The organism is Parabacteroides sp. CH2-D42-20, from assembly GCF_003670185.1.
Classification (GTDB): domain Bacteria; phylum Bacteroidota; class Bacteroidia; order Bacteroidales; family Tannerellaceae; genus Parabacteroides; species Parabacteroides distasonis.
Genome location: NZ_RAYG01000019.1, coordinates 15373 through 29350, shown reverse-complemented (window position 1 = coordinate 29350; position 13978 = coordinate 15373). Strand labels below are relative to the sequence as shown.

Below are 13978 nucleotides of genomic sequence, written 5' to 3'. Positions count from 1 at the left end.
CAGCTTAAAGAAAATGAACCGAGTGGTATAGTAATGAATAAAAAAGAAGGTGCATCGTGCATTACGACACACCTCCCTTAATTTTTACAGATTTATCTTTATCTCAAAAATTTAATAAATAAAATAAATAACCTTGATAAGTATCTACTTTCGTTTGGTTAATTTTGAATAGCACAACATTATTTATCAACAGATTTCTCCTCGAACTCCACCACCTTCTCAGTAATGACCTGCGGTTCCGTACAATCTATGCTCTAAGTTTTTTCATATTCATTTGCAATTATCACCAGCTCAAATATTTTAAGACAAAAGGGAAAAATATTAGCTCTTTACTTACAAAATAAAAAAATACGGAACTCATCAATGAATCCCGTATTCTTTAATTATCAACATTTTAGAGGATATGCTACTTTTTTCTTGTACATCTTATAACTTCCTGATTGATGTACTTAACTTTCTCCAAATCCACCTTTTCCACCTTTCGGTCATAAGTGACCAAGCCGTTTATCTCATGTTCCACATCTGTAGTCTGCGTATAGATGGCCGTGCTTAGTCCGAAATAGTTTATCATCTGCTCTAGCTCGGTAAGCATTAATACATAGGTATCAGTCAAGATTTCTCTATTCAACATCATCTCATAAGCGTCATTACGTACAGGCCACATATGCCCACGCACAAATAGACCTTTTCCTCCGAATTCGCCAAGAGATGCGGCACGTTTATCATCGGGACGGGGGATCGCCTTAGGCTCGATCTTGCCATAATGATGCATATCCACGAAATCTCCATTTCCGGGATCTCCATAAGCATTACGATAGCCCGGAGCGTAATTATATCCCGACATACCGTTTACCCAACGATTCGGATCGTACTTTTTCACCCAAGCTGTGATGTCTGTCGCTTCAAAGGCTCCCCAATTCTCATTAAACGGAACCCACATCACAATAGAAGGCGAGCTGACGTGTTGGTCGATCATCACTTTCAATTCGTCACGGAACTGTTTACGAACCGCCACGGAATCCTCACCATCAGGCTCCCAAAGATTCGGCATATCTTGCCAAACCATCAAGCCAAGCCTATCACAATGATAATACCAACGTTGAGGCTCTACTTTGATATGCTTGCGTATTACATTAAAACCCGCACGTTTCGCCAGTTCTATATCATATAACAAAGCCTTGTCGGTAGGAGCGGTAAATGCGCCATCGGGCCAATAACCTTGATCTAAAAGACCGATATGGAAAACAAACTCCCCGTTCAATAGGGGCCGAAGTACACCATCTACCTTTCCCATGCTAACCGAGCGCATACCAAAATAAGAGGATACCTCATCGATTATCTTGCCCTTTCGATCTTTCAACTGTAATTTCAAACCATACAAGAAAGGATCATCCGGGCTCCATAGACGGGGCTCCCGGATAGGCAAGTAAAAACTCATATTGGAATTTCCTTCGGTTCTTGCCACCTCTGAAGTACCATTATCCGCGATAGCCGTTACCTTTAACTCCTTATCCTCCGTATAAGCAATTACTTCCAACCGATTATTTTTTAAATCGGGAACAAGCTTAATCTGAGAAATATATTGTTTCTCTACCGGTTCAAGCCAAACGGTTTGCCAGATACCGGAGGTAAAAATATAATCTCCACGTGAGCCGTTCTTGCCCGAAGCGGCCCGGCCGTCGTTAGGATCATAAGCACCTACCACAAGGACATTTTCACCGGATTTCAAATAATCAGTAATATTTAAACTAAAAGCATCGTACCCTCCCGTATGGGTACCCACCTTCTTACCGTTGACAAACACGGACGAGATCCGATCTACAGCCCCAAAATTCAACAATACATTCCTGCCCTTCCATGCTTGAGGAACAGAGAAGCTACGCCTATACCACAGGCAAGTATCACCCCCACGAGCTATACCGGATAATTCCGATTCAGGAGGATACGGCACACGTATCTTTTCTACTTTCGCGGGAAAGACTGGAGGGGTGGTTGCCGTAACAGGATCAAGCAGGTCTTTTCCTCCCATATAATCCCATATACCATTCAGATTCAACCATTCCGAACGCACCATCTGCGGACGCGGATATTCCGGTAAAGGAATCTCAGCCTTCAATGCCTCCTCTGTCCATGGGGTAGGCAATGTGAACTTCTCTGGGATTTGCGCCTTTACGGAGAAGAGATCTCCCCCAAAAAGAAAGGAGCAAAGAGCTAAACTAACAACGGTAATCTTTTTCATAAACCAACTATTTAAGTAATTCCGGATAATATTTCCGGATCAAATCTTGATCTTCTTTCTCCAACTTATCGATCAAGACTGGCTTATCTTGCGGACGGAGACCTTTTTGGTTAATTTTGTTGATCAAGCTCCAATCCTTAGCCGGTTTCTCCGGGCTGGGATCGGCAGGTTCATGAGCCGGCAAATCATAACGGGTAAAGTCGATGACGTAAGCCGGGGAATTTTTCGCATGCCAATCACGTAATAAGGCCAAGCGGAATTCCTTATTCATAAACCATTTTATCTCCAAATTATTATAAGAGTCTCCCAAACCAGAGCCACGTTCTACGAAGCGATAGTTCCAGTCGTCGTTCGATTTATATTGTTTTCTCCAAAGTTCGCCAAATTCTCCGAACGTAACGAAATGAGTATCCGGCCAGCGTTCCTTGGTACCCGTTACCCACATCTTCATGGCATCACAGATGAGATCCTTCCCGAACTCATGTACCATCTGCGCCTCCCAGATATTGGCGACCCAGCCAAAGCCATTCAACTCAAGACCTTTATCAAAGTGAATCGTTTCCGTGTGCATCACCTCACGATGCCCCAAGTCAAGCCCCCAACCTTTGTACGTCTCGATCGGGCCGACACCTCTACGACTGTTGTATCCATCGATACCATGTCCGGTCTGTCCGCTACGGCGGGCACAGATAAAGTCCATCGTCCAGCCATCCAGATTCACGCAATCGATGAAATCGCTTTTTCCCTGCGCCGGCTTGCAGAAGTGTTCCGTCGAGGGATAGAAAGGATAAGAAGGAGAACCGTCAGCACCACCACCGTCTATATTATGCTGGCTCCAGATCACGGCGTGCGCCACATGGATGTTCTCTTTCTCCGCCAAATATCTCAAATTATCGGCCGATAAAAAACCTCCCAAAATTGACTGCGGGCGATAACCATTTCCCACCATCTTGGAAATGATTTCTATCGCCTCCGACATCTCACGGTTTACCCGCTCACGGGGTAGATACATCGCCGGAAAATAACCGGGGAAATAAGTAACCTCATCCCCATATTTCTTTTGGCACTCCACTACGTAATCACGGATCTCCCGGTAATTCTTCCGTCCGTCCTCCAAGGCATTCATCGTGAATCCCCATGTAAGACGACCGTTCGGGTTATTCGTGGCGAAAGCCTCCCGCAAGGCACGTACTCCTTCAAGCGTATGCCAATCCACCTCATTGCGGGGATGCAACTTGACATCCCGGGAGACTTCCCAAGGCGTCGTACGTATCATGATACATAAGGTGACAAAACGATTTCCTTCTATCGTCAGCGGTTCCGTATTCGCCGGGACGACCACAGGATCCGCCGCCCTTAATTGAAAACCACTGAGCACAGCGACCATCCATACGATCGCCCATTTTCTCCAAACTGATATATTCATATTACTTTCTCGCATTTGTACAATCTATTACTATTTCCTGATCCGACGGAAATATCCTAAAGACATAATCCGAACCAGATTCAGGTTTCCTTATATGGCCTTTCTCGCAGGTGATCACGTAGTTGAAACCATCGAAGCTAGCGTTGACTGCCTTATCCTCTATAACGGTGAAAGGTAGCTCCTTCCCTGCCGCAGCCTTTAGCTCTAAAGCCCATGAGAAATCCGCCTCCTTTGACAGAGCGGCTACCTCGAAGCGGATCTCATAGAAGGTGATCTTGAAAGCATGGCCTTTTAAGTCTTCGGCGGAAACTACCAAGGTATCCTTGCCTATCTCCGTCACCACCGGATGATCCAAGGTAAGTTCCTCCTTATCTCCATCCTTGTCTAATCGGACGATCCGAAGCCCGGCACGATCGAGTCCCTCGCTCCACATGAATCCGTCCACGACGGGCAAGGTATAGAATAGGAACTGGTTCCCGTCTCCGGGCTTTTCCAGATAAGCAGACTTATAGCTCTCGTCGAAAAGATGGATATCCCTAAAGCGGAACGTTCCCTTCTCCCACAATAAGTTCGCCCGATAATAACGGCTGTTAAACCAGACCGTCTTATTGCCTTCTCCACGGACATCCGTCAACGTAGTGACAGCCGTCGCCGGCGTAACCTTGAAGCAATCCTTGAACCACGCACCGGATTCGCCCAGCGTCTCCACCCGGATCTTATTTTCCTTCCTCAAGGAGTCCAAGATAGGGATCTGCATCTCCAGTCCCTTGCTCATATTACTCCACGTGAAAGAGTTCTCCTGTCCCGCTTGCGCGTAATTGAAGGCCAGACAAGGCTGATCCACGATCGATTCCAAGAAATAATCCACCCAGCGGCGATCCATGCCCGCCTTCTCATACACGGGTTCCAAAGAGATCACCCCTTGACGCTCTTGTCCCAGACCATCATCATACTGATAAATAGGATCACTGCCCAGCATACGGAAAATAGGAACGGGGATTTGCCCCTCCTCGGTCTGCGCCGGCATATAGGCGTTTACCCGGCTCGGGTAATAGGCTTGGTTCCAGTAACCACCCCATAGGGTATAACCATCCGTCCCCACTTGATCCTTGCAGTTGCACGACGCCACGATCTTATATTTATCGTACATATAGCCCAAGGTATGCGCGTCGATAAACCAAGAGCCGACCGATTTCGGGTACGTGCCGAATATCTCCTTGAACTTCGCCATATAGACATCCACCAGTCGCTCCCGTTCTTCTTTCGTATATCCGGTGCTGAAAGCGATATTCGCGTGCGAGACCCAAGAATGCTCACCACGCCACTTGATCCCGGCGGCCTCGATCTGCGGTTGCGTAAGTTCCCACCAAGCGCCGATCTCGGAATGATCATTGAGTTTACTTTTCAACAGATCTTGGTACAATGGGTTGATCAACGCATCGTACTGCAATAAGAAGGTTGCCGGTAAATCATATTTATTCACCAATTTCACTTGCTCACAAACCGTCTCGTACAATAAACTATCAGCGTTCTCCACCCGGTAATCTGTCTGGCGGATGAAATTGATGATGTTGATAATACGGGGAGCAGCCGCACTCTCAACCGGTTTCTCTCCCGCACTACGGCATCCCGCACAGCAGAAGACGATAAAGCATACAAGACCTATCTTCTTTATGAATGACATTCGATTCAATTTTAAATTCATTTACTCTCATAAAATATTCTAGAAATGGCATTTCACCGGTGTAAAATCATTTTTAGAAATCTAAAAGGCATTTCGCAAGGGTGCAAAGCCATTTCTTAAATCTAAAAATGGCATTTCACAAGCGCAAAGTCGTTTTTAGGAATCTAAAAGGTACTTTGCGAGGGTGAAAAGCCATTTCTTAGATCTAAAAAGGCATTTTACACCAGTGCAAGGCCATTTTTACCGGAATATAAGGCATTACCCTACCACCCCGGGTTGTTCGGAGCCAAGTTCGGGTTCAGATACAACTCATCCAACGGAAGGGAATAATAGTAATGCTTCGGGGTCACAAAGTTACGATTCTCCGCCGGTTCCACAATCAAGAAACCATTTTCGTCTGTCAAACCGGGATTTCCCTCGTTCAAGACATCCAAGTTCTCGTATTCCGAACCTTTCAGCTTAATACCTTTTATGGCACCTATCAATTCCGTCTCAGCCGTCTTCCAACGTCTCAAATCATCCCTGCGGAAGCCTTCGAACGCTAACTCGATCGTACGTTCCCGACGGATCTCCGTCCGCATATCCAACCCATTGCTCTTCACGAAAGCGTTGGTCAGAGGAGGCATCTCCACGCCTTTCCGGGAACGGATCACATTGATCGTCTTGTTCAAGATGTCATCGCTGATCGCCCCGTCTTTCTCGTAAGTGGCCTCGGCCAATATCAGCAATACCTCCGGATAACGGATGATGTGATAATCATATACATCCTTGTCAGAAGGAACGGAAGTCTCCGCCATATATTTCCACAACTTATAACCCGTACGTGTCTCGGGACGTATGGTAAATTGCGGCGGGCAGGTCAAGGCGCCGTCTTGCGGACTGATATAGTCGGTTCCGGGCATCAAGAAGGTCTGTTTCATACGAGGATCACGATTCTCGTATTCGCTCTTGATCGTGGCATATCCCTCAAATCCGGAATTAGCGTTCTCAATCGGCAATCCCGTGCTCTTACACAAATACATATCGGCCAGCTTACGGGTAGGCGTCCCTCGCCATCCCCAATATACAGGGCACGCATCGCTATGGTGGCGGATATCCGTCTCGTACCGACTGTCGAAGATACCCTCTTTTGAATTATCGCCCGCATTGATAAACAAGTAGCGGTAGCTCTCCTCACCGGAGCCTTCATATAAAGCATACTCACCACTATCGATCACTTTTGTAGCGGCATCGATCGCTTGTTGCAACAACTGCTGATAGTCCGAACGGTGCTGGTGATACTTCGCCCAAGTCCCGGCAAACAAGGCAACCCTCGCTTTCAACGCCAAGGCAGCGCCTTGGGTTACACGTCCCGCCTCATCCGAGCTTAACTCACTTTGCAAGGGTAGTTTAGAATACACCTCGTTGAGTTCCGACAAGATGAAGTCTTCCACCTCCTGTTGCTTATTCCTAGAACCATACAACTCCGGGGAATCTACGGTAAGCACCTTCGTCAAGATAGGGATATCGTTGTATTTCGCCATCAACCGAAAATGCGAGTAAGCACGGAAGAAACGGGCCTCAGCCACATACCGCTCGATCTCCGAGGGATCGCCCTCGTACGTCTGGCTCTTCTCGATAATCATATTGCTCTGACGCAGGTCTATGAAAGTAGAGTCCCATAGGGCATCCGTATTCGGGGCGATCAACGTACCGTTGCTCGTCGTGTTCTCGTTCAACTCATAGGCGATATCGCTATCCGTATCCTTCGTGCCGAACGTCTCGGTACGTGTGTAGAGCCAATTGACCTCTTTCTCGAAATCATCCGGGGTTTTCCAGAATAGCTCGTCCGGCATATTATCTTTTGGCAACAGGTCTATATCTTGGCAACTTGACAAGAACAAAGCGGAAACAATAAAGCTTCCCAATATTATCCGATAGTTTTTCATGACTTTTCGCTTTAATTTTTAAAATACGACATTTATACCAAATGAATAATTACGGGTAAACGGATAGGAGGTAATGCTACCGCTGTTCTCCTCCGGGTCCCAACCATTTGGCGTGTTATGTACCTCAAATAAATCCTCGCCGGAAAAATACACCCGCACCTTCTGCAAACCGGCCTTCGAGGTCAAAGTCTGCGGGATCGTATAACCGAACTGCAAGTTTTTCAAACGAGCATACGCAACGTTAAACTTCGTGTTCGTAGATACATAATAATTGTAGTTTCGTTTATCCTTCAACGTGATCGCCGGATACTGGGCGTCCGTTCTTTCCGGGGTCCAAGTCTTTCCATACCAATACTCGGCGGATTGATACCATGCCTCTGGCATCGGGCACCGGCTCTCCCCTTCCAAGAACATCGTCCTACGGCCGACTCCTTGTATAAAGGCGCTCAGATCGAATCCCTTCCAAGCCATACTCAGGTTAAAGCCGAAATTATAACGAGGGTTCTTGTCACCCAAGTATTTCACGTCACCGGAGCCTTCTTTACCATCACCTAATACGGATAGCTTCCCGTCTCCATCCAAGTCTTTGTACATAGCGTCACCTACGCTCAAGTCACCCGGGATACCCCCTTCCGAGAAACGAGATTTATACGCCTCCAATTCTTGCTCATTCTGGATGATTCCATCAAATTCATATCCGAAATAGGAATTCAACGGATATCCGGTCGGAGTCTCGTTATTACCTAATTTGATCAGGTTACTTCCAACCCGATCCACGACTTTGTTTTTCGCGTCACTGATATTAAAGCGAACCGAGTAGCTGAAATCCTTGATCTGATCCCTCCAGCCTAGAGAGATTTCCCATCCATGAATACTTAAATGGCCGCTGTTCGTGCTCGGAGCGTCCGCACCTAACATAGAAGGATATGTCTTCGGGATAAGCATGTTTTTATTCTCTTTCCAGAAGTAGTCGAACGATCCATATAAACGGTTATTGAGCGTCGAGAAATCAAATCCCACATTGGTTGTCTGGATCGTCTCCCATGTACGAGAGGTAGAAATAATATTTCCAGACGTAGCCATTTGTCCTTTTACGCCAGCCCCGAAAGGATAATAATCGTTCGATAAAGAGATCAATTGAATATAATCATACAATCCGATACCGGACTGATTACCCATCTCTCCGTAAGAAGCCCTTACCTTCAAGTCCTCGAACCAACCCAATCTTTTCATGAAGCCTTCTTCCCCGACACGCCAAGCCGCATTTACACCCGGGAACCATCCCCAACGGTGATCCGGATCAAAACGGGAACTACCATCCGCACGGATCGTTCCTTCGATGACATATTTATTGGCAAACGTATAATTCACTCTGGAGAAGAAGGAATTAATCGTCCACTGATTTCCCTCGCTCCAAGCGTTTTGATCTTGAGCGCTACCCAATTGCAAAGACATATTTTCTTGTTGGTCGAAGTTAATACGCTTCGCCGTGAACCGATCATAGTTCTCAGACTCATGGGAAGTACCGACCATCACGCTTAAATCATGCCGGTCATTGAAGTTCTTTTTATAATCAGCATAGAGCGTGAAGTTCTTGGATAAAGTTTTCTGGTAACGACGCTCCGCACTATTCGGCGTACGTTTCTCCCGAACCTCGTTATTATCCCAATCGTAATTGATGATTTTCTTGTTCGTCACGTTCTCATCCTGATCATACTTACGGATCACGGCTTGCCCCACCAATTGTAATCCGTCGATCACTTTCCAGCGTAATTGGTTGTTGACCGTTATATTACCTGTAGTCTTATTCACCATACCTCCCTCTTCCAATACTTGGGCCGGATTATCAAATCCCTCGAATGTATAGAAAGTTCCCGACGGATTGTACATCGGAGTCCAAGAGCGAGTCTTATAAATCAGCTCCCATATATTTTGTCCTTCCGTCAAACCCGAGGAATAGTCCCTGTTGCTTGCCTCATAAGCTAAATTAAGATCGTAAGTCAAGTTCTTGAAGATCTCGACGCTCGATTTAGCACGTACGAAGTAACGCTTGTTCACATCCTCACCAAATTTAGGGATACCTTCCTCCCGCTGATGGCCTAAAGACAACATATACGAGTATCTCTCTCCACCGCCGGAGATATTGACATTGTAATTCTGCATATTACCATTGCCAATAAGCATATCATTCCAGTCTTGATCCTTGAAGAATTGCGGATAACCGGTCCAACGCCCCCATTCCGCATCAGTCAACACCAGATCACTATTCTGCCGGATCAGGTCCAATTGATCTCTCGTGTATTCTGGAGTGAATGATCCATCGGTGATCTCCAAGGCCATCTCCGCATGTTGTAATAGATTCGCCGGTTTCCTTAACAACGCAGGAGTCTTAATAGAGTAATATGCATCAAAAGCAACAGATGTCTTCTGATTGCGCTTACCACTTTTCGTTGTCACCAGAATAACACCATCCGAGGCACGAGCACCGTAAATAGCGGCCGTACCATCTTTCAATACGGAAATATTCTCGATATCGGAAGGATTGATCATATTAATGTTTCCCTCCGCTCCATCAATCAAAACAAGGGGAGTACCACCGTTGATAGAAGAGACATCACGAACCTTCATGGTCATGTCCGAGCCCGGAGCGCCTCCGGCACGTGTAATCGTCAAACCGGGTACCTCTCCCTGCAAAGCCTGAGCCGCATTCTGAATCGGACGAGATTCAAACGCTTTCGCGTCGGCCGTAGATACGGCACCACCCAAGTTCGCTCTTTTTACCGTACCATAACCGACAACTACAACCTCATCCATTTGCAAAGCATCTTCCCGTAACTTCACGTTCAAATTCGCTTCCTTGCCGGGACGCAATTCCGTCATGGCATATCCGATGTAAGAGATTTGAAGGACACCGTTTTCCGATACCTCCATCGTAAATTTTCCATCAAGGTCCGTAACCGTTCCGTTGGTAGTACCTTTCTCAACTACGTTCGCACCGATAATAGGTTCTCCATTCTCGTCGGTCACAACACCTTGCACTAAATTCTTCTTTTGCAAAACGGCTTGTGAGGAAGGGGCGGCTTTCTCGTTTTTTGTAGAGGGATTAATCAAGATGAAATTATTCTCCGTAATCTCATACTTTACGCCTTCCCCTGCGAAAAGACGCTTTAAAATGGTTTCCACCGTCTGCTCTTTCACATGTACAGATACTTTCTTATTCAGGTTAACCTTCTCGCTCTCGTAGATAAAACGGAAGCCAGACTGTTTCTCTATCTTGAAAAGAACCTCCTTTATTGTCTGGTTATTAACGTCCAAAGACAACTTTGTCTCTTGCGAATAGACAGAGGCCGAGATCTGAAGTGAACATGCGATAGAGAATAATGTCGTCAATCTCATAATAGACAAAGTTTTTTTAAGGACCGGAGACTCTTCCGGCCTTGCTATATTCCAAAAATTCATATATTTGTAATTCGATTGTTTGTTAACACTAGTGTTACGAGCACTAATTTTAATGATCAAAAAGATGACGGGGAATGTTCCAGCATTTCCCGTTTTTCATGTGTATTCATGCGATTCTTGTTCTTTACTTCATAGGCAGACTTTATTTAGAGGTTATACTTATATTTTTTCCTTTCACGCTATAACTTATATCACTCAATCGGGACAATACGCCCAATATATCCGTTATGGTTTCCTCCTGTATGACTCCATCGTAATGTATACTATTCCCCAAATCCTTTTGAAGATGGATAGTCACATCGTACCTCCTCTCCAGATATTTACAGACGGAAGCTAGCGGCATATGATCCATATAGAGTTTATCTTCCAGCCAACTGTACGAATGAGATAACACGCCCGATGTCGGTCTCATCTTGTTGGTTTGCTTATCGAAAATCGCCATGTCACCGGCGTTCATTAGCAACTTATCATTCCCATGATCCAACTCGATACAGCCTTCCACCAACGAGGCTTCAACTGTTTTTTCATCCGTGTACGCTTGCAAATTAAAAGAAGTACCATGTACCTTTAAGCGTAATCCATTGTTCATCTTGATCACGAACGGTATCTTGTTCTTCGAGACATCGAAGAAGCCCTCTCCTTGGAAATTCACTTCCCTGATATTCTCCTTCGCGTTATAGGAATACGTAATATCAGATCCAGAATTCAGCTTAACAACGGAACCATCCGGCAAGACCACCTCCGATCGGCTTCCGTAATCAGCGGTCATTCGAACCAGCATTTCCGGCTGTTTATCAAATACTCCCATTTTCGAAAACCCGAGGACAAGCAATAAAGTAGCCGCCACTCCTGAAATGATATATCCGATATTCACCAAGCGTTTCCGCTTATTATCTCTCTCCTTATTGATACGATCGATCTTATCCCATGCGTATTGAGCATTAAAAGTTTCTTGCTCCAGATAAGAGCCTGTTTCTTTCCAGATCTCTTTATACCGTTTAAAATCTTCTTGATTAGACTCATCCTCAGCCAACCATTCATCCAGAACCGGATCCACGATCTCTTCATTCATCCTCTCCGATAAATGGTCAACGATGTGTTCTCCTATTTGCTTTTTCTTCTCCATGAGTCTAGTCTTTATTTAAATGACACCACAAATAAAAAAAGGTCCTATACGAACCTTGAAAATTTTCTCATTATTTTATACCTCCTTCATCTCCAGACATTCCTTCAACTTCTGTAAAGACATCCATATTTGATTTTTAATTGTTTTCACGGATATAGATAGTTTCTCCGATATTTCTTTCTGCTTCAATCCTTTTACCCTGTGAAGAAGTAACACTTCTCTGCTCCGATCCGGCAAATGGTCTATACAATCATAAAGAGCGATCCTAAACTCTTCTGTTTCCAGTTGATTATCTTCATAGGATAGAAGTAATAAGTCTTGATTCTCTGATAAACTTCCCGTCTGCACCTTTGATCGGATAAAGTTCAAGGCCAGATGTTTAGCCATCCGATATAAATATCCTGATACATTTTCCTTTATCTCTATTCTCCCCCTATTTTTCCATAAATTCAAGAAAAGCTCTTGAACAACATCTTCCGCATCATTTCTATCCATCAATAGACTATACACATACTGACAAAGACGCCCGTAATAACGATCAAACAGTTTATTATAACTGATATAATCATTATTTCCGATCGCTATCATTAAAACCTTATCAGGATGAATTTCAGGCATATAATCTTTATTATCATAATATTTCACAAGGGATCAACGTGTCTTTCCTCAAATCTCCTGTAATGCAAATGTAGAAAAATTATTATTTGATTGGTTTCCGCAGGTATGAGAAAAGCTGAATTACAAACGAGATAAAATAAATAAGATCAAAAGGTCAATAAGAAAAACCGGAGCTAGTATCCCTACTTACTCCGGTCGTTTTTAGTGTGTCCTGTTAAAATATATTGGTTGACTTATGTTTTTCTAAATGGCTTTCATACATTAATCGTCAACAGCGAGTCCCGTATAACGATATCCGGAAACCTTATATCGCATACCGGGTTCATCATCACTAAATGACACATAATATACTATGCTATCCGCAGGAGTTCCGTGAGGTGTCGTAGCAGCCTCCAACAAAATTTTACCTCCATCAATCGTCACATCACAACCTTCGTAGGATTCATTAGGCATGGCACCATTTGTCGCAAATGTCATCGCATTAACATCCGAACTAACCCGAACCTTGAAATCCCAAAAGTTTTTCAGATCATCCACATACATCTCAGCCTGCGTATCAGCAGCCGTATTATAGGTATTCATGTGGATATACCCCAATCCAAAGCAATCCTCGGCCACCACATTACTGCCTTCATCCACCGCATCCACCGTCACATACCATTCACCAGCAAGCGCTTCGGTAGCTGTACCGCCGATTTCGTCTTTCTCGCAACCTGCCAATACGAATACCAGCAGGGAAAATAGCCATACAATATGTTTATTCATAATTCCTATCCGTTTATTTGTTCATTACTACATAGAATGTCATCTGTCCCGCATAATCGATATACCAAGAGATCTGTCCTGTTTCCGGATCATACTTACCCTCTCTCATGCTATCCATAGAGTCGCCCCAACCAGCAACGAGGCTGCTGAGTGGTTCGATCGTATTGTCGGCATTCAATTTAAAATAACCTTTCATAGCATATGACGCACCATAAGCCGCACCTTGATCATACCATCCACCCAAGAAATCGGATATCGCAAATATACCCGGAGCCACTTGATCCACCGATATACTGAAATCCCCTTTGAATGGAGCTTGTGCACCATTCATATCCCGATAACTAACACTCGCATCCACCGTATATGAACCAGATGCATTTGTCGTGATAGCCGGATCATAAACGATCACCGTGCGTTTAGCCGAGCTAGAAAATCCATCCGCATTCGCAGCTGAATAAGATACGGAATAAAGACCGATCTTGCTGGCGTCCACATTACTATTGACAATCACCGAAGCAGTCACGTCTTCTTCCCCTTCCTTGGCAACGACACCGGGATCAGCAAAAGAGCTGCCAACCGATACCAACATAGGATCGTCGCCATTCATCTCAAAGTTCACATAATAGGTCACTTTCGTCAGACCTTCTGTAGTTTTCTCGCAGCCCCACAAACCGACAAGACCGCAAAAAAGCAATAAACTATAAATTACCTTTTTCATAAATGTCTCTTTTTA

General features: G+C 44.8%; 9 protein-coding genes. All 9 read right to left on the bottom strand.

The window, feature by feature from the left end; genetic code table 11:
* Positions 1-406 precede the first annotated feature (406 nt).
* The 9 genes from D7V92_RS12340 to D7V92_RS12300 all read right to left on the bottom strand — a co-directional run bounded on the left by D7V92_RS12340 (position 407) and on the right by D7V92_RS12300 (position 13963).
* Positions 407-2239 carry a glycoside hydrolase family 2 protein gene (locus D7V92_RS12340; protein ID WP_057328486.1) on the bottom strand — a complete coding sequence of 611 codons (1833 nt, stop codon included), beginning with the start codon at positions 2237-2239 and terminating at the stop codon, positions 407-409.
* A 7-nt stretch (positions 2240-2246) separates the two neighbouring features.
* The gene (locus D7V92_RS12335) at positions 2247-3680 is read right to left on the bottom strand and encodes a DUF3863 domain-containing protein (RefSeq protein ID WP_121772986.1); all 1434 of its coding nucleotides are present in this window, start codon (positions 3678-3680) and stop codon (positions 2247-2249) included.
* Positions 3667-5349, bottom strand: coding sequence for a hypothetical protein (locus D7V92_RS12330; RefSeq protein ID WP_199718907.1), 1683 nt, complete (start codon positions 5347-5349; stop codon positions 3667-3669). The genes D7V92_RS12335 and D7V92_RS12330 overlap by 14 nt, the downstream gene beginning before the upstream one ends.
* Positions 5350-5612: 263 nt before the next feature.
* Positions 5613-7277, bottom strand: a complete 1665-nt coding sequence (locus D7V92_RS12325; protein WP_008779011.1) for a RagB/SusD family nutrient uptake outer membrane protein — start codon at positions 7275-7277, stop codon at positions 5613-5615.
* Positions 7278-7295: 18 nt separating this feature from the next.
* Positions 7296-10736 carry a TonB-dependent receptor gene (locus D7V92_RS12320; protein WP_121772984.1) on the bottom strand — a complete coding sequence of 1147 codons (3441 nt, stop codon included), beginning with the start codon at positions 10734-10736 and terminating at the stop codon, positions 7296-7298.
* Positions 10737-10878: 142 nt separating this feature from the next.
* Positions 10879-11862, bottom strand: coding sequence for a FecR family protein (locus tag D7V92_RS12315; RefSeq protein WP_057328491.1), 984 nt, complete (start codon positions 11860-11862; stop codon positions 10879-10881).
* 75 nt (positions 11863-11937) lie between these two features.
* Positions 11938-12480 (bottom strand): RNA polymerase sigma factor, encoded by a 543-nt coding sequence (locus tag D7V92_RS12310; RefSeq protein WP_008773095.1) that lies wholly within the window; start codon positions 12478-12480, stop codon positions 11938-11940.
* A gap of 261 nt (positions 12481-12741) precedes the next feature.
* The gene (locus D7V92_RS12305) at positions 12742-13245 is read right to left on the bottom strand and encodes a lipid-binding protein (protein WP_008773096.1); all 504 of its coding nucleotides are present in this window, start codon (positions 13243-13245) and stop codon (positions 12742-12744) included.
* A 13-nt stretch (positions 13246-13258) separates the two neighbouring features.
* Entirely contained in the window at positions 13259-13963 is a 705-nt protein-coding gene (locus D7V92_RS12300) for a BT_2262 family domain-containing protein (RefSeq protein WP_008773097.1), read from the bottom strand.
* Between the last annotated feature and the right edge of the window lie 15 nt (positions 13964-13978).